Source organism: Salinicola acroporae (genome assembly GCF_003206615.1).
In the GTDB taxonomy this organism is placed as follows: Bacteria; Pseudomonadota; Gammaproteobacteria; order Pseudomonadales; family Halomonadaceae; genus Salinicola; species Salinicola acroporae.
In genome coordinates this window covers 312,279-335,422 of the sequence record NZ_PZJW01000004.1, presented here as the reverse complement: position 1 = coordinate 335,422, position 23,144 = coordinate 312,279, and the positions used below count along the sequence as shown (strand labels likewise).

Below are 23,144 nucleotides of genomic sequence, written 5' to 3'. Positions count from 1 at the left end.
ACACCCCGCCCGCGACGCTCCCCGCCGCAACCACGGCAATGCGTTCAGGACGCCCTGAACACAGTGAAGATGGAGAACGCTGGATTTCCTGGAGTTTCCTTGGCTGTCCGCCTCGACGAGTCCGATACGGACAGCCAAGGAATTTCTTCCCGCTTCGTACGACACTAGCGAGTCAACCGCATGAACACCGTCACCTCCCCCATGGCGTCGGCAAGCGAAGTCGTTGCGACGCTCACGGTCACCGCTGGACTGCATCACGGCGCGACGATGGATCTCGGCGAGCCAACCTGCCGGATTGGCAGTGACGAGGTCGCCGATATTCTGTTGGGCGACCCCGGCGTGGCGCCCGAACACCTGATACTGCGGTTCCACGGACGCCAGCTGGCGGTCGAAGCGATCGGCGGCGATATCGTCGTCAACGGTCGCGTCGTGCACCAGGGGACCGGCCTGCGCGGCGAGCTTCCGGCCGAGTTGCACTTCGAGGGCGTGTCACTGACGCTGTCGCGTCCCCCCTCGCCCTCGATGATCCCGGCACTCCCCAAGCTCCCGGCCCTGCCACCACGCTGGCGAACCTCGCTCAATCGAGGCGCCACGCTCACCGCGCTGGTGGCGACGCTCGGCGTGTTGGCGGTCTACGAATTCATCGATGTCAACCAGGCCGGCGCCAATATCGGCGGTTATCCGACGGCCTCCCTCGATCCTCAGGCGCTCGACGGGGCGCATCGGCTGACCTCGGAGAGCCGTCCAAGCCCGGCGGAAGCGCTACGCCGCCAGCTGTCGGAAGCGGGCCTCGACTCACTGAGCGTCACCGATCATGGCGGCTACCTGAGCGTGTCCGGCCAGTACGCAGCAGCGCAGGACGAGGCCTGGGACCAGACGCAGCGCTGGTTCGATCAGCACTATGGCGGCCACCAGGTGCTGCTCAACGACGTCAAGGCCCGGCAGGACGTCGCACCACCCGACCTGAAGCTGCAGGCCGTGTGGCTGGGCGACAGTCCCTATGTCATCGACGGCCGCGGGAAGCGGCTCTATCCCGGCGCCGCGCTCGAATCAGGATGGGTGATATCCGCGATTCAGCCGGACCGCATCACGCTGAGCCGTGGCGGCGACCAGTTCGCGCTGACGCTCTGAATGAGAGATCGCGCTGACGAGGCCATCGTGTCATGAAGATCACCGGTCGCCAGGTCGATCCGGACCGCTATCGCTCCCCAGGCACGGGCCCGGCGCCCGTCCGTCCCGCCGAGGCACCCGCCAGGCGGGACGACGATTTCCTACGCGCGGTCGGTCACGCCCGGGCTCGCGACGCCGACCAGCCGACGCTGGCCGCGCGTCTGGACGCGCTCGAGCGCCCCGAGGCCAGCGACGCCCGCAGCTACGCCAACGCCCGCAGCATCGAACTGCTCCAGCACGTGATCGAAGGTGTGCTGCCGACGCTGGAGGCGGAGGACGACATCGTCGGGATGGCGAGGGAGGTCATCGGCGAGGAGCTCGAGTGGCGCCAGGCCTGGGAAGCGCGCATGAATGAAGCGATGGCACCGCAGGCCGGCGCTGCGCCCGGTAGCGACGACGCCGACGACGAGGAACCGTCATGACAGAGACAAACGATCGCGATGCGGCCGACCTGCTGCATTTGATGGGCCACCTCTATCTAAAGAGCGGCCAGACCCAGCGAGGGCTGGTGCTGCTGCTGATCGCCACTCGCATGGCACCGGAACACACCGGCATCCTACGCGCGCTGTGTCGCGGCTTCCTGACCCACGGCAACGGCGGGCGTGCCCTCAAGGTCATCGAGCGCCTCGAGGCCGCGGGTCAGGGCGATGCCACGCTGCTCCTGCTGCGCGGCCGTGCCGAGTGGCTGAACGGCGACCGGGACGCCGCGCGGCGCCACTTTCGGGGCTATCTGGAGCGGCGACAGCAAGCCAATGCACCACAGGAGCGGGCATGACATGAATCAGCTTCTCGGTCGACTCAACATCCTCGCCCGCCGCGCCTCCCAGCGCAGCGACGTGATCATCGCGGTCTTCATGGTGCTGGCCGTGGTGATGATGATCATCCCGTTGCCCACCGCCCTGGTCGACGCGCTGATCGGGGTCAACATCGGTTTCAGCCTGCTGATCCTGATCGTGGCGTTCTACATCTCGCACCCGGTGGAGTTCTCCTCGCTGCCGCCGATCATTCTGCTGGCAACGCTGTTCCGGCTGGCGCTGTCGATCACTACCACCCGCCTGATCCTGCTCGACGCCGACGCCGGCCAGATCGTCGACGCCTTCGGCAACTTCGTCATCGCCGGGGAGGTCGTCATCGGCATGGTGGTGTTCCTGATCATCACCGTGGCCCAGTTCCTAGTGATCACCAAGGGTTCGGAGCGGGTTGCCGAAGTCGCGGCGCGTTTCACGCTCGACGCCATGCCCGGCAAGCAGATGAGCATCGACAACGAGATGCGCAACGGCGATATCGACCACGTCGAGGCTCGCCGCCGGCGTTCGCTGCTGGAGAGCGAGAGCCAGCTCTACGGCGCAATGGATGGCGCCATGAAATTCGTCAAGGGCGACGCCATTGCCGGGCTGGTGATCCTGTTCGTCAACCTGATCGGCGGCTTGCTGATCGGGATGCTCGAGCATGGCATGCCGTTCGGCGAAGCCGTCGAGACTTACTCCCTGCTCACCGTCGGCGATGGCCTGATCGCCCAGATCCCGGCACTGCTGATCTCCATCGGCGCCGGCACCGTGGTCACCCGGGTCAGTTCCGACAACGCCAGCGATCTGGGCAGCGAGATCGTCGGCCAGCTCGGCAGCAACGCCAAGGCGCTGGGTCTGACCGCCGCCGTGCTGTTCTGCGCCGCCTTCATCCCGGGCTTCGCCACCGGCGTGTTCCTGGCGATATCGGCGCTGCTGGGTAGCGCCGCCTTCCTGCTGCGTCGGCGCCACCTGCGTGAGCAAGCCGAAGCGGAAACGGCCGATGCCGAGACCACGCCGAGCGCTGGCACGTCTTCGCCGCGCCAGGACGACGCCCCCGCCGAGGCCAATGCCCCCGGCCTGGCCGCCGACGATCCGGGCCAGCATCGCGTCATGCTGTGCCTGAGCGCCCCCCTCGCGGACACCCTGTCGCTGGAGCTGCTGCGAGAGGGCATCCAGGCGGTCCGGGAGCGCGTCGAGCGCGACCTGGGGATCGCCATTCCTACCGTCGGCCTGCGTCTCGAGCCGGCCCTCGGCGCGCAGCGCTTCGCCATCGAGCTGGACGAAGTCCCCGTGCTCAACGGCGAACTGCCGGCCGCCAGCGTGCTGCTGGACGACGACGCCGGCACGCTGGCGCTCCTCGAACTCTCCGCACAGACACAGCCCGCACTGGTCGGCCGCGGTCACTGGCAATGGCTGCCGGACTCGGCGAGCAGCACGCTCGACGAGGCGGGAATGCGCTATCGCACACCGGATCAGGTGCTGGAGCGCTGCCTGGAACGCACGCTGACTCGCTATGCCGGTGATTTCGTCGGCATCCAGGAAGCCCGTTCACTGCTGTCGCGGATGGAAGCGGATTATGCCGAGCTGGTCACCGAGGCGGTGCGCGTCGTCTCGCTGCAGAAGATGGCGGAAATCCTGCGTCGCCTGGTCAGCGAGGGGGTACCGGTCCGCGCCATGCGCACCATTCTCGAAGCGATGGTGACCTGGGGGCCGCAGGAGTCCAGCAGCGCGCGGCTCGCCGACCGCATTCGCGTCGCCATGGCACGCCAGATCTGTCATCGCCATGCCCGCAGCGACCGGGTCCTGCCGGCCTGGGTCGCCACCCGCCCGCTGGAGGAAGCGCTACGGGCAGCCCAACGCCACGCCGAGGCCCAGTCCTTGCGCATTGGGCTGCCAGCCCCCCTGTCCCGGGCACTCAATGGCTGGTTCCAGCAACAGCTGGACGCGCTGGATACCGATCTGCAACCGGTGATCGTGATCGCCGGGGACGTGCGCGCGTCATTGCAGCAGTGGCTCAAGCAGCAGGAGATCGACATGGCCGTCCTGGCCTGGCCGGAGGTCGCACCGGAATTCAGCCTGCAGGCGATCGCCCAGGTGCGTCTGCCGAAGCCCGCACCGCGACGCGAGACCGAGGCGCAGACCAGGTCGTAACATGATGACAATAAAAGATTTTCAAGGTATGAGTAGAGACCTCGCGGCCAGCGGGGCTTTGCGACAAGGGATCCGATGACAACAGCAATGGACAACGCTCGTGGCACAGTGGCAGACGACGTCATGAGGGGCGCTAGCCACACCTCTCTGCTCGCCCCCTTCTATCTGGCACTCCAGTTGGTGATGGCACTGCTGATGATCGTGCCGTTCGCTCATGCCGATGTCGCCGTCGACACGCCCGGCGAGACGCTGGCACTGGAGACGGGCCAGGGACGCATTCTGCGCTTCGACCGGCAGGTGGCCTCGGTATTCGTGGCCAACCCCGCCATCGCCGATGTACAGGTTGTCTCCCCCGGGGTGATCTACCTGTTCGGCAAGCAGGCTGGTGATACCAACCTGATCGCCCTCGGCGCCGACGACGAAAGCCAGGCCTCGCTGCGGTTGCAGGTCCGCGACGGTGACGCCAGGGCGAGCCAGGCGCTTCGCGGCATCGACGGCGACAGCCAGGTCAGGCTGCACATGGCCGGCAACCAGTTGGTGGCCGAGGGCCGCAATGCGACGGTGGCCAGCGCCATGGCCACGCAGTCGGCCCTCGATGCCGAGGCGCCCGCCGACGGCGGGCTCAACCGCTCGAGCTACGACGGCGCCAACCAGATCAATATCCGGGTGCGCTTTGCCGAGGTCGCCCGCGACGAACTGCTCAGCTACGGCGTCAGTTGGAATGCGCTGATCAACAACGGTTCATTCTCGTTCGGCGTGCTGACCAGCAATATCGCAAGCTCGCCCGGCAGCGAGGGCATCGACGGCCTGCTCCAGGCGCTGCAGCAGAACAACCTGCTGCAGATACTCGCCGAACCCAACATCACCACGGTCTCGGGTCAGACCGCCAGTTTCCTCGCCGGTGGCGAGATCCCGATTCCCGTGCCGGTCAACAGCGATCTGGTGGGGATCGACTACAAGCAGTTCGGCGTCTCCCTGCTGAGCACTCCGACCCTGCTGCCCAACGGCCGCATCTCGATGGAGGTGCGCCCCGAGGTCAGCAGTCTCTCCAGCGACAACGTTCAGATCGCCGGCTACGACGTGCCGTCGCTGCAGGTGCGACGCGCCGACACCGTGGTCGAGGTGGGTAGCGGCCAGACCTTCGCCATTGCCGGGCTGTTCCAGCGCCAGGCCTCCAACGAAATCGAGCGGATCCCGGTGCTGGGCGACATCCCGATCCTGGGCCAGCTGTTCCGGTCGCGTCGTTTCCAGCGCAACGAGACCGAACTGGTGATCCTGATCACGCCCTACCTGGTCCGCCCCTCCTCGTCGCCGACGCCGAGAACGCCACTGGACCAGGCCCAGGTCAGCCGCAGCACCCGGCTTGGCGACGATCCGGCACAGCACGCCAGGTCGGCGGGCGTCGACGATCCTTTCGGGTTCTATCTGCAATGAGCGAGGAGACCGCCGTGATGTCATCCAAACCGCTCGCCACGACGCGCGCGACCCGCCACTTCGCGCCGCTGCTGATGCTGACGCTGCTGGCCGGCTGCCAGTCATCGATGGGGCCGATGAGCTGGACCAGCGGCTACCGCCAGGTGGCGCTGGCCGCTCCGGGGACCGCCGAGACCGCACCGGGTGCGCGGATGGCGACCCTGCCCAACCTGTGCCAGGCGGCACCTGACGCCGAGGGGCTGGTGACGCTTCCCCCGGGTTGCGCCAACGATCTGAATCTACAGCTGATGGTGGCCAATCCCCAGGACCTGGTCCGCGGGCGGGAGATGGGGCCACCGATGGCGGGCCCCATCGCCAACGCCGCCCGCGAGCGGCTCGACGATCGCGGGCGCGCCAACGAGCGGCGTGCGATGCTGGAAGGCGAGGCGCGCAGTGCCATGGGCGACACCGCGACGACCGATGGCCTGTGACGGACCGATGGGCGCCGGCGTGAGTTCACTCGCGCGCGGCGGAAGCCTGGGCCATGCCGAGGGCCTGGGCACGTGCAGCGGCACTGGGCAGCGCAGCAATGCGCTCGGCGCTGGCGATCAACGACTCGCGCCGCGACGCCGGCAGGTCGGGAATCTCGACACGACGGGCTTCTTCGCGCTGCCCGCCCAGTACCAGCACCAGAATGAGGTTACGGTAATGGCGCGCTTCGGCGAGGGGAGAGTCGACAACCAGACGCATGCCGGCGACGGCCTTGGCGTCATTGCCGGCCAGCGACTCGGCCAGCGCCAGATTGGCCTGGACGTCGAGATCCCGCGGTTCGAGCCGCGCGGCCCTGGCAAAGGCCTCGACCGACCGACCGGGATGCCCCGCCAGCGCCTGCGCGGCGCCCAGACGGCTCCAGGCAGCCACGCTGTCGAGCTTGGGGGCGGCCCGCGAGAGGCTGCGCAGCGCCCCCTGGGGCTCGCCCAATCGCAGTTGGGCCGTGCCCAGGCCCAGCAGTGCCGGGGCCAGGTCGAGATCGTCGGCCAGTGCCTGCCGAAAGGCCCGCGCCGCGGCCTCGGGCTCTCCAGCGGCCAGGCGCGCATTGCCCAGGCGAATCAGCAGCTCGGCGGACGGTTCCCCCTGCTCCAGCGCACGTTCGTACATGGCCGCTGCCGTGGCGTGGTCGCCGCGCTGGTCGACATCGTCGGCCAGCTTGAGCAGCCGGCCCTCGCGAGTATCGGACGGCGTCGCCGCGCACGCGGAGAGAGCGAACCCGACGGCGACGACCGCCGCCCATGTCACACCCTTGCGGCGGACCGTCGCCGCGCGGGTCGAGGCCATTCGAGAAACCGTAGAAGATGACTTCATCCGTGAATCAGTCCAGAGGCTCGAGGAGTGGAGGAACAGCGTACCGGAGAACCGGCGGCTTGGGGCAGCGCAGCATGTCAATGAACGGTGACAGTCGTTTACACAGGGCAAGCGAAAGCCACAAAAAGACATATAACCGGCCACCAAACCGTCATCGCGATCTTGCTAGGGTTATTGAAGCGTCTGCGGCAGTGGCCCTCATGGGCATTCGCCGCCATGGAGCCCGGTGGCGATCCTTGGTCGTCATCGCGTTGGTGTTCGGGTTGGCGGGCAACGGTGCCTTCGCCGCCGACGCCCCATGGGCAGACCAAAGCTACCGCTATGTGGTGATCGATCAGAACGTGCGCGACGTGTTGCAGGAGTTCGGACGCAACCTGTCGCTGCCGGTCGAGGTCAGTAGCGCGGTGACGGGCGAGGTCCGCGGCGATATCCACGCCGACACCGCTCAGGCCTTTCTGCAACAGGTCTGCCGGGCGAACGGGCTGGCGTGGTTCTTCGACGGCTATGTGCTCCACGTCGCCGCGCGCGAGGAGTTGGGTCGTCGAAGCTTCGATCTCGACGGAGTCGACGTGTCGCGCTTGAGCGCCGAGATCGAGGCGACGAGGATCGGCTCGCCATTGAGTGCCGATTTCCAGGATGGCCGCCACCGCCTCGAGGCGATGGGCCCGCCCGCCTGGCTGACGGAGGTGGCGCAGCGGGTGGAGGATTCCAGGCGGATGCCAGCGCCCTCGGCACCCGGTGAGGTCAAGGTCTTCCGGGGCAGCGTGGCGCAACCGGCCGTCGCACAGTAATCGTGTGCGGCAGTCAGGACAACGAGGCAGGAACGAGCGGGCCGTCATTCCACGGCGACGCTCATCAATGACCGTTCCCGAACACGCTCTCTAAGAACGGTACGACGACTCACCGACGGCTCGACGCCGATCGGTCAATGCCAAACCGAAGGAGACGACACATGGCTATCGATGCCGTAGGCAATGCCAGCGCGACTGGCGAATCCACCCCCGACTCCCAGGCTTTCGACGACGCCGTCGACAATGCCAAGTTCCAGGAAGCGATGTCCGAGGGCATGGTTCAGGTTGGAGGGCAGTTGATCCTGATGCCGATGATGAAGGAGATGCTCAGCGAGGCCATGTCGGGCGGCGAAGAGTAGACGGACATCCAAGCCCGAGTCACGCGAGGTGGCGAGGGACGACGACCGGTTGGGGCGACGCGCCGTGATGACCGGTCGCCGTCATTGGAATCGACATCGGCCCATCATGGGCCCGAACACGAGGTGAAGGATGACTCCCGTGACACCACCGGGGGCGGGGGTGCCGATGACGACACCCGCGCCGACCCCATCGGAGATGAGCGCCAAGACGCTGGCATCGCAGAACCTGTTCGAGCACATGGCCGGCCAGGCCGGCGCCGCGCCCCCTGGCGCAAGCCCCGGCGAGCTGGGCTCGAACTTGATCAACAATCTCGACGGCTTCGTCGACCGGGTCAACAGCTTCGCGCAACAGGCGAAGGTTCCCGATGCCCAGGCCCCCGATCGCTTCGCCAAGGTGACCACCCAGGAAGTCTCGCCAGCGCCGGATGCCGGCGACAGGCCCACCGCCATCGGCGACGACAAGATGGCGAAAGTCGTCGATTCGCTGAGCCAGGTCTTCGACCACTCCATCGAGACCACCATGGTGGTGCGAGGTGCCACTCAGGTATCGGGCTCGGCCAACACCCTACTAAAAGGTCAATGACCCTTGGCGCCTCTCGATCGACGCTTCAGCCCTTCGTGGCCATTCCGAAACCGTTACCGACACCCGCTGCACTGGCTTGCGTTGCTGGTGATGGCCCTGCTGCTACAGGCCTGCGACACCGATCTCTACACCCAGCTCGACGAGCGCGAGGCCAATGTCATCGTGGCGACCCTGGCACGCAACGGCATCCCCGCCAGTCGCCATGCCGAGGATGAGGGCCGGATGCGCGTCACCGTCGACGAGAGCCGCTTTGCCGAAGCGGTCGACGTGCTCGACCGCGCCGGTCTGCCGGAACGCAAGTTCGCCAATCTCGGCGAAGTCTTCCAGGGCAACGGCCTGGTGTCGTCACCGGTCCAGGAGCGCGCCCAGATGATCTACGCGCTGAGCCAGGAACTCTCCCACACCGTCTCCCAGATCGACGGCGTGCTGTCAGCACGGGTCCACGTGGTGCTGCCTGACAACGACCTGCTGCAGCAGAACAGCACGCCCTCCTCGGCCTCGGTCTTCGTGCGCTACATTCCTTCGCTGGATATCGCCCCGCTGATCCCGCAGATCAAGACCCTGGTGGCCAACGGTATCGCCGGCCTCTCCTACGACAAGGTATCGGTGGTGCCGGTGGTCTCATCCCTGCCCGAGGAGACACGCTCGGCCCCTCAGCCGGCCATGAGCTCGTTTCTTGGCATCGCGATGCCGGCCGCCAGCGTGGCGCGTGCCGGCTGGCTGTTCGGTCTGCTGAGCGTGGCGATTCTCGTACTCGGCATCGCGGTCGGCTGGCTGGTCTGGCGCCAGCGCCGCCAACGCCCCTACGACCTGGCGACCCCGTCATGACGGCGACGCCACTGCCCGAGCTGCCGGTGCGAATCGATCCGGCCCACTGGATCGGCACCCTGGACGGTATCGCCAGCGACGAGACGCTGCACCGCTGGTGCCGCCAGCCGCGGTTCCAGCATCGACTGGCCGAACGGCTCCGGCGCCGCCACGACCTCCCCATCCAGGCCGAACTGCCGCCGAGAGACCCCATCGACCAGACGCTTTGCCTGCTCGATGGGGAAGCGCTGACAGCCTGTACTCGCGCGGCGGGCATCATCTTCCATGCCAGTGCCCTGGTCCGCGAGATCCGGGCGCCCCGGGTCGCGGCAGTCAGACAGCGCTTCGGTGCCGAGCTCTACGCCCTGGCACTGGCCAAGCGGGAGCATGGCCAGACCGAGGAGAGCGACCTGGGCGATCTCGACGCCTTCGAGGCCCGGGTCGAGCGGGATGGCAGAAGCTGTCTGCTGGCCTGGGCCGACGCCCAGCCCGCCGCGCTGCGCGCCTGGTTGCGGTTGGGCTGGTACGGCAGGCTGGAGCGCGACGACGCCGAGGCGAACGATGGCGCCGTGGCGATCGCACGCCTGGCCGCCGCCGAGCGACTTGGCGCCGAAACGGCGGCTGCCGCCGAGGATCAGCCCGCTGGGCCGGCAGCGCCGGATCTAGGGGGTGACCGGCCATGAATTCACTGCCGCCCCGTCCCGGCAAGGTGATTCTGCGTGCCGAGGAAGCCGAAGCCTGGATCGATGGCTACGCCTTTCTGGACCGCGCGCGCCGACAGGCGGCCGACCAGGATCGGGTGCTTCGTGAAGCCCGCGACGAGGCTTATGCCGAGGGCTTCGAGGCCGGGCGTCGCGCAGGCGAGATACAAGCCGCCCGGCTGCTGACGACCACCCGGGATGACGTGGCTCGCTACCTGGAGCATCTCGAACCGGCGCTGGCCGAACTCGCGCTGGACCTGGTCCGACGCCTGCTCGGCGAGTTCGACGAGGCAGAGCTGGTCGCCCACTGCGTTCGCCAGGCGCTGCGCGAGTGGCGGCAGGAGCATCGGATCCGTATTCGCGTGGCCCCATCGCTGGAGGCGCGAGTGGCGACGCTGCTCTCGGCGGATCCAACCGTCACGCAAGACTACGAGGTCGAAGCCGACCCCCAACTGGGGCCGGAACAGTGCCTGCTGATGACCCCGGTCGCGGTGATGGACATCGGTGTGGATTCGCAACTCGACGTTCTCCGCCAGGCGCTGCTCGACGCGCCGGTGGACGGCCAGGAGCCGGCATGAGCCGACCTGACCCGGACCGGGCCACGGTCGCGCTCGACACGCTGCTGCCGAGGCTCGGCCAACGCCTGGCCCGGACGGAGACCCGCCGGGTCAGCGGTCGGGTGCGCCGCATCCGCGGCCTGCTGATTCACGCCAGCATCGAGAGCGTCAGCATCGGCGAACTCTGCTATCTGCGCGACCCGGTCAGCGGACGTCGCGTCGCCGCCGAAGTGGTCGGTTTCGAGGAAGAGGACGCGATCCTCTCGCCCATCGGTGAACTTCACGGACTCTCCACGCGCAGCGAAGTGATCGCTACCGGGCGCGCCCAAGGCGTGGCGGTCGGCGAAGCGCTGCTGGGCCGGGTCATCAGCCCGCTGGGAGAGTGGCTGGACGCTGCGGCGACGCCGCCCGGCGATACCGCACACTCGGCCCCCCCGCTGCGCGAGTATCCCGTGCATGCCGAGCCGCCCGCGCCACTGCGCCGCCAGTTGATCGAGCAACCGCTGGCGCTCGGCGTGCGTGCCATCGATGCGCTCAACACCGTGGCGAGAGGCCAGCGTGTCGGCCTGTTCGGTGAACCCGGCGTGGGTAAATCGTCGCTGCTCTCGGCCATCGTCAAGGGCAGCAGCGCCGAGGTGGTGGTGCTCGGCCTGGTCGGCGAGCGCGGCCGCGAGGTGCGCGAACTGCTCGACGTGCAGCTGGACGCCGACGCGCGTCGCCGTACCGTCTGTGTCGTCTCCACCTCGGACCGCCCCGCCATCGAGCGCGCCCGCGCGGCGCTGGTCGCCACCGGCGTGGCGGAGTATTTCCGCGACCAGGGCCGCGACGTGCTGCTGCTGGTCGACAGCCTCACTCGATTTGCCCGTGCCCAGCGCGAGATCGGCCTGGCCGCGGGCGAACCGCCGACCCGACGCGGTTACCCGCCATCGCTGTTCGCCGCCCTGCCCCGGCTGCTCGAACGCGCCGGCCCGGGCGATTCCGCCAGCGGCACCATCACCGCCATCTACACGGTGCTGACCGAGGGAGACGGCACCCTGGACCCGGTGGCGGAGGAGACCCGCGCCATCCTCGACGGACACATCGTATTGAGCGCCGAGCTCGCACGGCGTGACCATTTTCCGGCGATCGATGTGCTGGCCAGCCGCAGCCGGCTGATGGAGAACGTCGCCGACGACGAGCATCGCCGTCACGCGGCCAAGGTCCGCGACCTGATGGCGCGCTATCGGGACGTCGAGTTGCTGCTTCAGGTGGGCGAGTATCGCGAGGGCAGCGACGCCGCCACCGACGAGGCGATTCGCAAGCACACCGAGATCGAGGCCTTCCTGCGCCAGTCCCGTGACGATCGCAGCGATTTCGCGGAGACGTTGAAGCGGCTGAAGGAGATCGCCCAATGACCTCGTTGCACCCACTCGAGCGCCTGATGCAGCTGCGGCGTCATCGTACCCGCAGAGCCGAGGAGGCACTGACGGCGAGCCAGCGCCGCTGTCGCGACCTGGACGCCCGCCACCAGGCACTGGAGGTTTCTCTCGACCAGCACCAGCGCGCCTCCAGGCGTCGCGAGCAGGCGCTCTTCGACGACAGCGCGCAGCAGCCGATGGGCGCCGAGGCCATGGCGGCGTGGCAGCAGACGCTGGCCGACGATGCCGGACGCCAGGAATCGTTGCTCCAGCAGCGGCGAAAGCTGGTGCGGGAGCGCCGGACCGCCGATGCCGAACGCGACGAGCGGGCCGCCGAATGGGCGAGATGCCGGCGCGCCGAGCAGGCGCTGGACCGCCTGCAGGCCGATCGCTCCCGCGCGCAGGCGGTCGATGCCGAGCGGCTGGCGGAGCTGGAGATGGAAGAGATGCGACCGCCGCAGGGAGCGCAGAGGTGACCCAACTATCCACGACGTCTCGACGGGTTTCGGACCCGCCCTCGACGACCACGGCCGACGTTGCACCCGAGGTCGCCGCGCCGGGCCGGGCGACACCGTTGTCGCTGGCATCGCTGCCCGCGATGGCGGCCGACCGTCTGGCGCTGCACAACGCGCTGCACGTCGCTCGCCGGCCGCTCGAATTCGACTGGCGCGACCGCAAGGCCACGCTGCGCTTGCTGCCCGAGGACACCGCCATCGAGCCGGCCTGGTCGATCACCCTCGACCTGGGCGGGGAACCCCTGACCCTGTCCGGCAGCGCAGCGGCACTGGACCGGCTCGGTCAGCATCCCGATCTCCGGCGAGACCTGCGCGAGGTGGATCGCGAGCTGGCCGCCATGTGGCTGGAGGTCGTCTGGCTGGAGTGGCTGGAGCCGCTGGAGCGCCGGCTGGGCATCGACATCCAGCTGCGGCCTGCGATATCGGCAACCGTGGAGCGCCCCGCGCGCATCTGTGTCGCGTTCGAGCTCGAGGGCGAATCGCACCCGCTCGCCCTCGATCTGCCGGTGGCCACCGCCGAGCGACTGCTGTCGACGCTCGACAGTGCCTTCCCGGCGCACCGCGCCCCGGCCGACGGCATCATGGCGACCCTGCGAATCGAGAGCGGCGCCCAGACCCTGACGCTGGGCCAATGGCGCAGCCTGCGCGCCGGCGACGTGGTCATGCTCGACGGCGCAACCGCCGACGGCGTCCGACTGAATCTCGCCGACCATTTCGGCTGCCGGGCCCGCCTTGGCGAGACCGGTCTGCATGTCGAAGGGCCGCTCGGCGCGAGTTCCCCCGAACGAGTCCCGAATTCCCCCTGCGAAGCCCCGAACCGTCCTTATAAAGAGAGTGCCATGAGCGAACCCCCTGTGGATAAATCAACATCCCCCGAGCGATCCGGAACGGCCCAGGAGAGTTCGGCACCGACGCCGGAAGTACCGGACGTGGATAGTTCGCACACGAGCCCTCTAGATTCGGTCGACCGGAACCTGGACGACCTGCCGGTACAGTTGACCTGCGAACTGGGTCGGCTGGAGCTCTCGCTCGGCGAACTGCGCCAACTCGGCGAGGGCAGCGTGCTACCGCTGGAACGGCGTCCCGAGCGGGCGGTCGACCTGGTCGTCAACGGCCGGCGGATGGGGCGTGGACGCCTGATTGCCATCGGTGACGCGATCGGGGTGCAGGTCGAGAGGCTCGCGCTCGACGACGGGCGCGCCGGGGATGACTGAGTTTCAGCCCAACCTGATCGCGATCATCATCGTGGTCGCCACCATCGGCCTGGTGCCGCTGGCGGTAGTGACGATGACCGGCTTTCTCAAGATCTCGGTGGTGCTGTTCCTGATCCGCAACGCCCTCGGGGTGCAGCAGACGCCCCCTAACCTGGTCCTCTACGGCATCGCACTGATCCTGACGGTCTATATCACCACGCCGTTGATCGGCGAGATGGCCCATGAGTTCGAGCAGCGCTCGGCGGGCCTGGCCAGCGTCGAGGAGATCAAGCAGACCGGCGAGGCCCTGCGCGGGCCGCTGCAGGCGTATCTGTCGCGCTACGCCAGTGAACACGAGCGGGCGTTCTTCATCGATGCCACCCGCACGCTGTGGTCCGACGAAGCCCGCGAGGACCTCAAGAGCGACGACCTGATCGTACTGATTCCCGCCTTCGTCAGTTCCGAACTGACCCGCGCCTTCGAGATCGGCTTTCTGCTCTATATCCCGTTTCTGATCATCGACCTGATCGTCTCCAACGTGCTGATGGCGATGGGCATGATGATGGTTTCGCCCACGCTGATCTCGATTCCGCTGAAGATTTTCCTGTTCGTGGCGGTAGACGGCTGGTCGCGGCTGATGCATGGACTGATCTTGAGTTACGGAGGCGGCTAGGATGACCGACGACATCTTTCTCTCACTGATGAAGAACGCCCTGTGGACGGTGCTGCTGGTGTCGGCACCGGCGCTGCTGGTGGCGATCGCCGTCGGTTTCGGCGTCGGCCTGCTGCAGGCGCTGACCCAGATCCAGGACCAGACGCTGCCGCAGGCGGTCAAGCTGGTCGCGGTACTGCTGGTGCTGATTCTCTCGGGGCCGCTGCTGGCCGGGCAGATCGTCAATCTCACCGATCAGGTGCTGGACAATTTCGCCGCCTGGTCGCGCTGAGGAAACGCGACCTGACCGGCTGCGCTTCCTTCTTGAGAAATCCAAGAGATCGATGAACTACGACGATTTTGCCCAGTTCCTCACCGACTTCGCCTATCCGCTGATCGCGGCGGCGGCCGTTGGCGTGGCCCGGGCCCTGGGCATGGTGCTGGTGACGCCGGCCTTCAATCGCCTGGGGCTGACCGGCATGATCCGCTCCGCCGTGGCGGTGACGATCTCGCTGCCGCTGATCGTGCCGCTGTTCGACGCCATGGTGAACGCGGAGACCCTGTCGACCTTCAGCGTCGCCGGCATGGTGATCAAGGAGCTGCTGATCGGCGTCGCCATCGGCCTGGTCTTCGGCGTGCCGTTCTGGGCGGCCGAGGTGGCCGGCGAGCTGATCGACCTGCAGCGCGGCTCGACCATGGCACAGATCGTCGATCCGATGGGCGCGACCGAAACCGGGGTGACCTCGACGCTGCTGACGATCACGCTGCTGGCACTGTTCTTCATCACCGGCGGCTTCATGCTGCTGCTCGACGGCTTCTATCGCAGCTATGCGCTGTGGCCGGCGGTGGACTTCGTGCCGCTGCTGTCGCAGACCTCGGCGATGTCGCTGCTCGGTCTGCTCGACCAGGTGATGCAGGTCGGCGTGCTGATGATCGCCCCGCTGGTGATCGCGCTGCTGATCGCCGACCTGATGCTGGCCTACGTCGCCAGGATGGCACCGAACCTTCACGCCTTCGATCTGTCGCTACCGATCAAGAACCTGCTGTTCGCGTTCCTGATGCTGATCTACGTGGTCTTCCTGATCCCGCTGATGGTCGACAAGCTCGATATCGTCGCGCTCAACATGGCGCGTCTCGAAGCCATTCTCGGCGCGATGCGATAGCCGCCGTTCCCCCACCAAAGCCATACAGTCCGTTACTTGGCGTTTCACCGTTGCCATCGGGGCGTCATCCGGCGCCGGAATACTGGAGGCGTCTTCCCGCGATGCCGTCCCGTCCTGTTCATGGATCGAACGTCGGCGTCCTCGAGCCAACCTCCTTGTAGAGAGAACAAGCCGATGCGCGTCAACGATGATGTCACCCTCGACAAAGATCCGGTCTCGTCCGCCCCCACTCAGGTCTTCACCTCCTTGCTCGAGCTGGCGCAGAAAATGGCCAAGGAGGGTGGCGCGGAGAAAGAAGATCTCGAACCCGGCAGTCAGGCTTACGAGGACACGCTGAATTCGCTGGCGGTGGACATGGCGGACGGCATCGACATCGACAAGCGTCGGGTTTCCAGTCTGACGGGGGGCGCCGCGGACCAGTTCGAGAAGCTGGTCACCGCCGAGCTCAACGCCCAGCGCGCCGACGGCAAGCGCCCCGACCTAGCCAAGGCGATCGACAACGCCAGGAAAGCACTGTTCGACCGCATCGGGCATGCCCTCGACAACGCCGACCGCAACGCCGACAAGGGCCTGGATGTCTTCGAAGGCTACTGGAAGCGCCACGGCGGCGAAGAGGCCGCGATCGACGCGGGTTATGACGCCTACGGCGACTTCCTGGCCGATACCACGCTGACAGACAACCCCGATTACGAAGACAACCTCAATGCGCTGGCCCTGGGGATGGCCGGCGGCACGCTGACCGACCAACGCAAGATCCTGCATCTCGACGCATCGGACACGCTCTCCCGACTCTACAAGAATCTGATCCAGAACCGGATCGATCAGGGCGACGATACTCAGGAAGCGATGGATCACGTCAACGACGATCTGCGCGAGCGCATCGATAGCGTCGGCGGTGGTGACGTCGCCAATGTCTTCGACGGCTATTTCAAGCGTCACGGTGGCGAAGCCGATACCGAGAAGCTGGCCCAGGAGAGCTATCTGGCCAATCGCGACGAGGGCGACATCGCCTACGACGACACGCTGAATTCGCTCTCCTCCGACATGGCCGAAGGCATCGATATCGATGACCGCACGGTAAGACCGCTGACCGGAGAGGCCGCCAGCCAGTTCCGCCAGCTGGTGGCGTATCAACTCGACCAGCAGCGTGAGCGCGGCGACGCCCCGGATCTCCAAGCGGCCATCGACGACGCCAGGGAAGACCTCTTCGCACGCACCGGCAACGCCTTGACCGACGCCGACAAGGACAGCGACGACGGACTCGACGTGCTCAACGGCTACTGGGAGCGTCATGGCGGCAAGGACGCCGCCATCGACGCCGGCTACGCAGCCTACGACGACTTCCTCGCCGACCACACCGTGACCGACAACCCGGACTACGAGGACAACCTCAACGCGCTCTCATCCGGCCTGGCAGGCAGCACCCTGACCGACTCGCGCCAGATTCTGCATATCGAAAGCTCGGAGACGCTGTCACAGCTCTACCAGAACCTGATCGACAGCAAGCTGAGCGACGGCGCCTCCCGCGAGGAGGCCACCACCCAGGTCAACGACGACCTGCGCGAGCGGATCCGGCACGCGGCCGGAGACGATGGCCAGGCGGTCCAGAATGTCTTCGACGGTTACTGGTCGCGGCACGGCGGCGAGACCAACACCCAGCGCCTGTCCGACAACGCGGAGCTGGACACGGCGCGGCGCGATCACGACCTGCCGGCCTTCAGCGATGTCGACATCCAGTCGATGGAGACCAGCGAGAGCGACCCGGACGACAGTTCACGCAAGCTGACCGTCAGCGAGCTGACCTGGCAGAACCTGATCGAAGCGTGGAAGACGGGGATCGAGGACGGCAGCATCGACAAGAACGACGAGCGCGCCCAGTTCTACCGTGCCCTGCGCGCCCAGGGGGCGCTCGACAACGGCCTGGACCTGGTCGGCCTCGATATCTCGGAGGGGCTGAGCCTCGATCACGTCACCGGCGATGATCTCTCGTCAATCATCGATGGCGAGAAACTCGATACCCGTCTCGGCGACCTTTTCGCCTCCGATGCCGTGCAGCAGGATTACCTGGAAGCCCAGGAAGGCGCCGTCGACAAGGTCGCCGACAAGGACGGCATCGCATCACGACTGGAGGAGACCGCCTTCAGCGAAGCGTACATCGACTACATCAACGACCTGCGCGAGAGCGGCCAGGGTGAGCTCGCCGAGCAGGATATCTCGCGGACCTACAATGCGCTCTCGACACTGTTCCCGGCCACCGAAGAGAGCGACAAGGCGGCCGAATTCGCCCAGAATCTACAGCTCGACTCGATGATCACCGATCTCGATGACCTGCTCGCCAACCCCGACCAGATCAATGATGCCAACACCGCGACGGCCACACAGGATGTGGTCAAGATGGTACTGACCGCGCTCAAGCGTGCCGGTGTGGATATTCCGAGGCGCACGGCGGAGTCGATCGACAAGTTCGTCAACGAGTATCTCAACGATCAGCAGACGGCGAAGAATTTCGGCAAGGCGCTGCAGGAGCTGGGCGACCGCTTCCAGAAAAACGGCGCCATCACCCAGTCGGATATCGACGGCCTGATGAAGAACGGCGTCTACAAGGCGCTCAACGAGAAGACCAACGGCGGCATGCTGTCGCTGATCAGCACGCTCAACAGCAACGGCGCGCTGGGCTCGACCGGCGGATTGATCTCGCTCGCCTCGGGCATCTACCAGCTCGCCGGCGGTGGCAGCAAGCTGGCCGACAGCGACGAGGCGCGGATGGCCGTGGCCAAGGAGTTCATCAGTTTCCTCGGCGCCAGCCAGCACTTCGTCAACCTCGGCAGCCACATCAGAGACAAGGTCAAGGGCACCAACGTCAACGCCATGCTGGGGCTGGACAAGACGCTACCGCAGATCTGGGCCGACGATAAGGTCAAGGGCAAGGCGCCCGCTCCTGATGCCCACACCTGGGAGCGTTTCAGCGAGAATATCCAGCAGATCATCGACGACGCCCCGGTAGGCGATCAGAAGGCACTCGCCAAGAAGCTGGATATTTCCTATGAAGACGCCAAGAAGGTAGTCGAGGGCGCCCAGAACGGATATGCCAAGAACCCGGCCCTGCCCGATGCCACGACGACGACCCGCTCTGTCAGCTCTTTCCTGCGCGTGCTGGATGGGGCCGCCAACTCGGCCACCGGTGCGCTGGACATCGCCCTCGGTGGGCTGATGATCAAGCGCGGCGCGGACGCCGGCGATGGCGCCACCATCGGCCAGGGCGCGGTGACCGTCGCGGCGGGCGCCTTCGGCCTTGCCGGCGGCGCCTCGTCGCTGGCCGCCCTCAAGGGCATTGCCGTCGCCCGCGCCGCCACCGGGCCGCTGTTCTGGATCTCCGCCGGCCTGACGCTGGCGACGCTGCCGTTTTCCATCGTCCAGGACATCAAGCGCACCAACGCACTGGAAGGACACGAAGCCGACCTCAAGGAGCTCTTCACCTCCCTCGACCAGGATGGTCTACTGACCGAGGATGGCGTGACGCGCTACGAGTTCCTCGAAGCGTATGTCCGGAACTACGGCCAGCGCGACGCCCCGGACGACGAGAGCATCCTCGACTACCGGAGTGACGAGTACGAGTTTTACGTGCGGGAGGGCCATCTTCCCGACTCTACCTGGGACGATTTCGATCATGAGGACTACGCCGGCGATGGCAGCAATCTCGACACCAAGATGGACGAGGGCTCGACCGTCGGCTCCTGACGCCTCGGCAGGTGAACACATCGCACCATGAGCCAGCAACCATCCGAGGAAAAGACGCTACCGCCGTCGACGAAGAAGCTTCGCGACGCCCGCAAGAAGGGCCAGATTTCCAAGAGCGCGGACCTGGTCACGGCCATGGTGCTGCTGGCGTGCACGCTCTACATCGCGGTCAGCGCCAGCCATATCATCGCCCGGGTGCAGGGCCTGCTCGACACCACCGCGCGGCTCTACACCGAGCCCTTCGACTCGCTGTGGCCGCGGCTGGTCGCGCAGGCGGGCGAGGTACTGCTGCTGTCGGTGGTACCACTGGTGGCACTCACCTTCGTGATCATCGTGCTGACCAACATCGTGGTGTCGCAGGGATTCGTCTTCGCCACCGAACCGGTGCTGCCCAAGGCGGAGAAAGTCGATCCGGTGCAGGGATTCAAGCGCATCTTCTCGATGCGCGGCCTGGTCGAATTCCTCAAGTCGCTGTTCAAGATGGTGGCGCTGGGGATCGCCCTGATCGTGGTCTATGGCCTGGGCCTGCAGTCGCTGATGGAGTCGTCGAGCTGCGGGTTCGGCTGCATCCAGGGGACTTTTCTCGACCTGCTGCAACCGCTGGTGATCACGGCGCTGATCGCGTTCCTGCTGGTGGGCGGCTTCGACGTGATGCTGCAGCGCTGGCTGTTCCGCCGCGACCAGCGCATGACCAAGACCGAGCAGAAGCGGGAGCGCAAGGACCAGGAAGGCGACCCGACGATGAACCAGGAGCGCCGCAAGCGGCGGCGCGAGATGCATCAGTTGAACGCCAAGGTCGGCGTGCAGCACGCCTCGATGATGATCGGCACCGAAGATGGCTGGCTGGTCGGTATTCGCTACGTGCGCGGCGAAACGCCGGTACCGCTGGTCACCTGCAAGGCGTCGCCGGACCAGGCCGCGGCGCTGCTGGTGAGTGCCAACTCCCGCCACCTCCCCCGGGCAGCGGACGCCACGCTCGCTGCCAGCATCGCCAGACGGGCCAGCAATGGCGATCCGATACCCGACGGGACCTTCCAGGCGGTGGCCGACCTGCTGGTGGCTGCCAAGCTGATCTGAGCGTCAGTCGGCATCTTCCACGGCCAGCGCGCGGACGATCCAGCGCCGGAGATTGGCGGCGGTCGCCGATTCGCGATCGTATAGAAGGCGGTAGGTCATCGGCGCCACCACACCGTCGACGAGGCGCTCCAGGGGTGGCACCGCCGCCTCGCCGCGCGAAAGCGCACGCTCCCGCAGTGTCGCCATGAGCGATTCACTGTAGCGGCAGCAGCGCTCTCGACGCCCGTTGTCCGCGCTGGCCATCACATCGTTGAGGGCGCGCTGACCAGGCACCGATGTCATCTCCTCGAGATACTGCTCGCCCCAGGCCTGCAGGTCGCCCGCCAGGGTACCGGTATCCACGGGATCCTCGTCGGGGCGCATGCGCTCGACGGAGACGTCGGCGACCAGTTCCGCCAGATTGCCCCAGCGCCGGTAGATCGTCGACGGTGTGACGCCGGCCAGTTCGGCGACCTGGGGCACCGTCAACTCATCGCGCGATTTGACCGCCTGCAGCTCGCGAACGGCCTGATGGACGGCTTCCTGTACCCGGGCACTGCGTCCGCCCGGTCTGACGGCTTCTTTGATCGGCATGGTGGTTCACTGATGAAGAGCACAAACGCAAAATATTTGCTTTATGAGCCTGCCAAGTTCAAACTCTCTCTAACGCAAAATTTTAGCATTAATGGATACCCCCATGTCACCTCCATCTTCATCCCTGTCGGCCAATGCCTATCCGGCCCCCCGGCTCGGTTCGCTGGTCTACTACGCGGTATTGATGGTGACGTTTCTTGCGGCCTCGAGCGCCCCGACGCCACTCTACCGGATCTATCAGACCAGCTGGCACTTCTCCACGACCTGGCTGACGCTGGTCTTCGCGAGTTACGTCTTCGCGCTGCTGCTGGCGTTGCTGGTCACCGGTTCGCTATCCGATTACATCGGCCGGCGACCGGTGGTGGCGATCGCCATCGTCGTCGAGATCCTGTCGCTGCTGCTGTTCGTGGTCGCCGACGGGCTCGTCTGGGTGCTAGCGGCAAGGATTCTGCAGGGCTTGGCCACCGGTATCGTGACCAGCGCCCTGGCCGCGGCGATGCTCGACAGCGACCATCATCGCGGGCCGGTGCTGGCGAGCATCGCACCGCTCTCCGGAATGGGAATCGGCGCGCTGTTCGCCGGTCTGCTGGTGACCTACGCGCCAGCGCCGATGCGAATGGTCTATCTGGTGCTGATCGTCCTGCTCGTCGTCATGGGCACCTGTCTCAGGCGAATTCCAGAGAGCGTGACGCCGCGTCCCGGTGTCCTGGCGGCACTTCGCCCCCGAGCGACGATTCCACCATCCGTGCGCGGGCCACTGTTTCGCGTCGTCCCGGCCGTTGTTTCCTCCTGGGCGCTGGGGGGCTTCTCGCTTTCGCTGGGGCCCACCCTCGTGGAGACGATCAGCGGTGTCCACAACCCGCTGGTGGGCTGCCTGATCACCTTCCTGCTCCCGTTCATCGGCGGCATCAGCGTGCTGGTCCTGCGCGCCCGACCGCCACGCCTGGCAGTACTGCTGGGCACCGCCTGCCTGATCGTCGGCATGCTCGGCTTGCTGCTGGGAGTCCATCAACGGGCGGTGGGGATACTACTGGTCGGGACGGCGGTCGCCGGCATCGGCTTCGGCGCCGCGTTCATGGGCGCCATGCGCGTCGTCATGCCCCTGGCACCGCCCACCGAGCGGTCGGCGTTGATGGCAGCGTTCTATGTGATTTGCTATCTATCCGCCAGTACGCTGGCCCTGTGTGGCGGGATCATGACACAGCACCTGGGCCTGATACCCACCACCTACGCCTATGGCAGCCTGGTGGCGCTGCTGTCCCTGGCCGCGTTCTTCGGAACCTTGACCCAGCGCCCGCCCGAGGCCGAATCCGAGCCCCGGGCGCGATGCACAAACCCGGCCTAGGCCGGGCTTTCGCCGGTCTGACGTTCCAGCGTACGGCAGAGATCGCCGTCGAGCTTGAGCGCTGCCGACAGTTGGTCGAGCCAGGCCCGCTCCATCGGGTTCTGCTCATCGACGATCGCCACGCTGGCCAAGTAGACCTCGCGCGCTGCCTGGGGTGAATCGGCATCGCGAGCGATGGCATCGGCGTCCAGTGGCACGGACATCTGCTGCTCCACCCAGGCGTGAAGTTCGTCGTCGGCACCGAGCGCGTCGATCTGCTCGGCCAGCGCGGCCCGCTCCCGGGCATCGATATGGCCGTCGGCACGCGCGGCGGCGATCATCGCCCGCAGAATCACCAGGCTGCGAGTCTCCTGCCGCTCGCCGGAGAGCTGTTCCAGCGGCTGGTCCGTAGCAGTCGTCGCCTCGGCAGGCGCCGATTTCTGCGCCTGGTGCGTCTGCCAGGCTTTCCAGGCCAGGGCGCCCAGGCCAGCCAAGGCGCCGTACTTGATCGCCTTGCCCCCCATGCTGCGCCCGCGCTTGCTGCCGACCAGCATGCCCAACGCACCGCCGCCGAGCAGCGACTTGATGTCGACACCACTGCTGCCGGACTTCTGGCGCTGACCGCTACCCGCCTGCTTCATGAGCTGGGAAAGGATCCGTTGTGCGTTCATCTGCTGTACTCCGCTGCCTGTCGAGAAGAAGTGACGTCGCCAGCGACGCCCTCGGGGCCACGGCGTCGGCCAGGTGTGCCAGTTTGCCGCAGCGGCCGGTACTCAAGGCGCTGGCGCAAGCGCCGATAAACCGTACTCGGCACCCACGCGGATACTAAG

General features: G+C 66.7%; 24 protein-coding genes. 21 read left to right on the top strand and 3 right to left on the bottom strand.

The genetic code is table 11. From position 1 onward, the window contains the following. The first annotated feature begins 180 nt into the window (after positions 1 to 180). The 6 genes from DOM54_RS07020 (at position 181) to DOM54_RS06995 (ending at position 6,013) form a co-directional block, all read left to right on the top strand. The gene (locus DOM54_RS07020; RefSeq protein WP_110715634.1) at positions 181 to 1,131 is read left to right on the top strand and encodes a SctD/MshK family protein; all 951 of its coding nucleotides are present in this window, start codon (positions 181 to 183) and stop codon (positions 1,129 to 1,131) included. 32 nt (positions 1,132 to 1,163) lie between these two features. Further along, the gene (locus tag DOM54_RS07015) at positions 1,164 to 1,592 is read left to right on the top strand and encodes a hypothetical protein (protein ID WP_110715633.1); all 429 of its coding nucleotides are present in this window, start codon (positions 1,164 to 1,166) and stop codon (positions 1,590 to 1,592) included. After that, positions 1,589 to 1,945 (top strand): type III secretion apparatus assembly chaperone SctY, encoded by a 357-nt coding sequence (gene sctY, locus DOM54_RS07010; protein WP_110715632.1) that lies wholly within the window; start codon positions 1,589 to 1,591, stop codon positions 1,943 to 1,945. Before DOM54_RS07015 ends, sctY begins: the two co-directional genes overlap by 4 nt. Position 1,946: 1 nt before the next feature. Beyond that, the gene (gene sctV / locus DOM54_RS07005; protein WP_110715631.1) at positions 1,947 to 4,109 is read left to right on the top strand and encodes a type III secretion system export apparatus subunit SctV; all 2,163 of its coding nucleotides are present in this window, start codon (positions 1,947 to 1,949) and stop codon (positions 4,107 to 4,109) included. 123 nt (positions 4,110 to 4,232) lie between these two features. Beyond that, the gene (locus tag DOM54_RS07000) at positions 4,233 to 5,543 is read left to right on the top strand and encodes a type II and III secretion system protein family protein (protein ID WP_110715855.1); all 1,311 of its coding nucleotides are present in this window, start codon (positions 4,233 to 4,235) and stop codon (positions 5,541 to 5,543) included. 17 nt (positions 5,544 to 5,560) lie between these two features. Next, the gene (locus DOM54_RS06995) at positions 5,561 to 6,013 is read left to right on the top strand and encodes a hypothetical protein (protein ID WP_162619780.1); all 453 of its coding nucleotides are present in this window, start codon (positions 5,561 to 5,563) and stop codon (positions 6,011 to 6,013) included. Between the two features lie 25 nt (positions 6,014 to 6,038). On the opposite strand, the gene DOM54_RS06990 is transcribed toward DOM54_RS06995, so the two are convergent. Then, positions 6,039 to 6,884: a tetratricopeptide repeat protein gene (locus tag DOM54_RS06990; RefSeq protein ID WP_162619779.1), complete on the bottom strand. Its 846-nt coding sequence runs from the start codon at positions 6,882 to 6,884 to the stop codon at positions 6,039 to 6,041. Positions 6,885 to 7,120: 236 nt separating this feature from the next. Between DOM54_RS06990 and DOM54_RS06985 the strand changes: the two genes are divergently transcribed. The 14 genes from DOM54_RS06985 (at position 7,121) to DOM54_RS06920 (ending at position 20,417) form a co-directional block, all read left to right on the top strand. Beyond that, positions 7,121 to 7,675, top strand: a complete 555-nt coding sequence (locus DOM54_RS06985) for a type III secretion protein (protein WP_110715628.1) — start codon at positions 7,121 to 7,123, stop codon at positions 7,673 to 7,675. 161 nt (positions 7,676 to 7,836) lie between these two features. Further along, the gene (locus DOM54_RS06980; RefSeq protein WP_110597662.1) at positions 7,837 to 8,034 is read left to right on the top strand and encodes a hypothetical protein; all 198 of its coding nucleotides are present in this window, start codon (positions 7,837 to 7,839) and stop codon (positions 8,032 to 8,034) included. 130 nt (positions 8,035 to 8,164) lie between these two features. After that, on the top strand, positions 8,165 to 8,617 hold the full coding sequence (locus DOM54_RS06975; protein ID WP_206019031.1) for a hypothetical protein: 453 nt from the start codon (positions 8,165 to 8,167) through the stop codon (positions 8,615 to 8,617). A gap of 3 nt (positions 8,618 to 8,620) precedes the next feature. Then, the gene (gene sctJ / locus DOM54_RS06970; protein WP_240613799.1) at positions 8,621 to 9,445 is read left to right on the top strand and encodes a type III secretion system inner membrane ring lipoprotein SctJ; all 825 of its coding nucleotides are present in this window, start codon (positions 8,621 to 8,623) and stop codon (positions 9,443 to 9,445) included. After that, a complete protein-coding gene (locus DOM54_RS06965) occupies positions 9,442 to 10,107 on the top strand; it encodes a hypothetical protein (protein ID WP_110715627.1) in 666 nt (221 codons plus the stop codon). The genes sctJ and DOM54_RS06965 overlap by 4 nt, the downstream gene beginning before the upstream one ends. Next, the gene (locus tag DOM54_RS06960; RefSeq protein WP_110715626.1) at positions 10,104 to 10,703 is read left to right on the top strand and encodes a FliH/SctL family protein; all 600 of its coding nucleotides are present in this window, start codon (positions 10,104 to 10,106) and stop codon (positions 10,701 to 10,703) included. The genes DOM54_RS06965 and DOM54_RS06960 overlap by 4 nt, the downstream gene beginning before the upstream one ends. Beyond that, the gene (locus tag DOM54_RS06955; protein WP_110715625.1) at positions 10,700 to 12,076 is read left to right on the top strand and encodes a FliI/YscN family ATPase; all 1,377 of its coding nucleotides are present in this window, start codon (positions 10,700 to 10,702) and stop codon (positions 12,074 to 12,076) included. Before DOM54_RS06960 ends, DOM54_RS06955 begins: the two co-directional genes overlap by 4 nt. Next, on the top strand, positions 12,073 to 12,555 hold the full coding sequence (gene sctO / locus DOM54_RS06950) for a type III secretion system stalk subunit SctO (protein ID WP_110715624.1): 483 nt from the start codon (positions 12,073 to 12,075) through the stop codon (positions 12,553 to 12,555). The genes DOM54_RS06955 and sctO overlap by 4 nt, the downstream gene beginning before the upstream one ends. Continuing rightward, positions 12,552 to 13,808, top strand: coding sequence for a type III secretion system cytoplasmic ring protein SctQ (sctQ, locus tag DOM54_RS06945; RefSeq protein WP_162619778.1), 1,257 nt, complete (start codon positions 12,552 to 12,554; stop codon positions 13,806 to 13,808). Before sctO ends, sctQ begins: the two co-directional genes overlap by 4 nt. Next, on the top strand, positions 13,801 to 14,460 hold the full coding sequence (gene sctR / locus DOM54_RS06940; protein WP_110597668.1) for a type III secretion system export apparatus subunit SctR: 660 nt from the start codon (positions 13,801 to 13,803) through the stop codon (positions 14,458 to 14,460). Before sctQ ends, sctR begins: the two co-directional genes overlap by 8 nt. A 1-nt stretch (position 14,461) precedes the next feature. Next, on the top strand, positions 14,462 to 14,731 hold the full coding sequence (sctS, locus tag DOM54_RS06935) for a type III secretion system export apparatus subunit SctS (protein ID WP_110597669.1): 270 nt from the start codon (positions 14,462 to 14,464) through the stop codon (positions 14,729 to 14,731). Positions 14,732 to 14,783: 52 nt separating this feature from the next. After that, positions 14,784 to 15,602, top strand: coding sequence for a type III secretion system export apparatus subunit SctT (sctT, locus tag DOM54_RS06930; protein WP_110715622.1), 819 nt, complete (start codon positions 14,784 to 14,786; stop codon positions 15,600 to 15,602). A gap of 174 nt (positions 15,603 to 15,776) precedes the next feature. Then, the gene (locus tag DOM54_RS06925; protein ID WP_110715621.1) at positions 15,777 to 19,340 is read left to right on the top strand and encodes a hypothetical protein; all 3,564 of its coding nucleotides are present in this window, start codon (positions 15,777 to 15,779) and stop codon (positions 19,338 to 19,340) included. A gap of 27 nt (positions 19,341 to 19,367) precedes the next feature. Further along, positions 19,368 to 20,417 carry an EscU/YscU/HrcU family type III secretion system export apparatus switch protein gene (locus DOM54_RS06920; protein ID WP_110715620.1) on the top strand — a complete coding sequence of 350 codons (1,050 nt, stop codon included), beginning with the start codon at positions 19,368 to 19,370 and terminating at the stop codon, positions 20,415 to 20,417. Positions 20,418 to 20,420: 3 nt separating this feature from the next. On the opposite strand, the gene DOM54_RS06915 is transcribed toward DOM54_RS06920, so the two are convergent. Further along, positions 20,421 to 20,990, bottom strand: coding sequence for a TetR/AcrR family transcriptional regulator (locus DOM54_RS06915; RefSeq protein ID WP_110715619.1), 570 nt, complete (start codon positions 20,988 to 20,990; stop codon positions 20,421 to 20,423). Between the two features lie 103 nt (positions 20,991 to 21,093). Here DOM54_RS06915 and DOM54_RS06910 point away from each other — a divergent pair, with 103 nt between their 5' ends. After that, positions 21,094 to 22,335, top strand: coding sequence for an MFS transporter (locus DOM54_RS06910; RefSeq protein ID WP_110715618.1), 1,242 nt, complete (start codon positions 21,094 to 21,096; stop codon positions 22,333 to 22,335). Here DOM54_RS06910 and DOM54_RS06905 read toward each other — a convergent pair. After that, positions 22,332 to 22,985, bottom strand: a complete 654-nt coding sequence (locus tag DOM54_RS06905) for a tellurite resistance TerB family protein (RefSeq protein WP_110715617.1) — start codon at positions 22,983 to 22,985, stop codon at positions 22,332 to 22,334. The two genes, DOM54_RS06910 and DOM54_RS06905, sit on opposite strands and share 4 nt — an antisense overlap. Positions 22,986 to 23,144 lie beyond the last annotated feature (159 nt).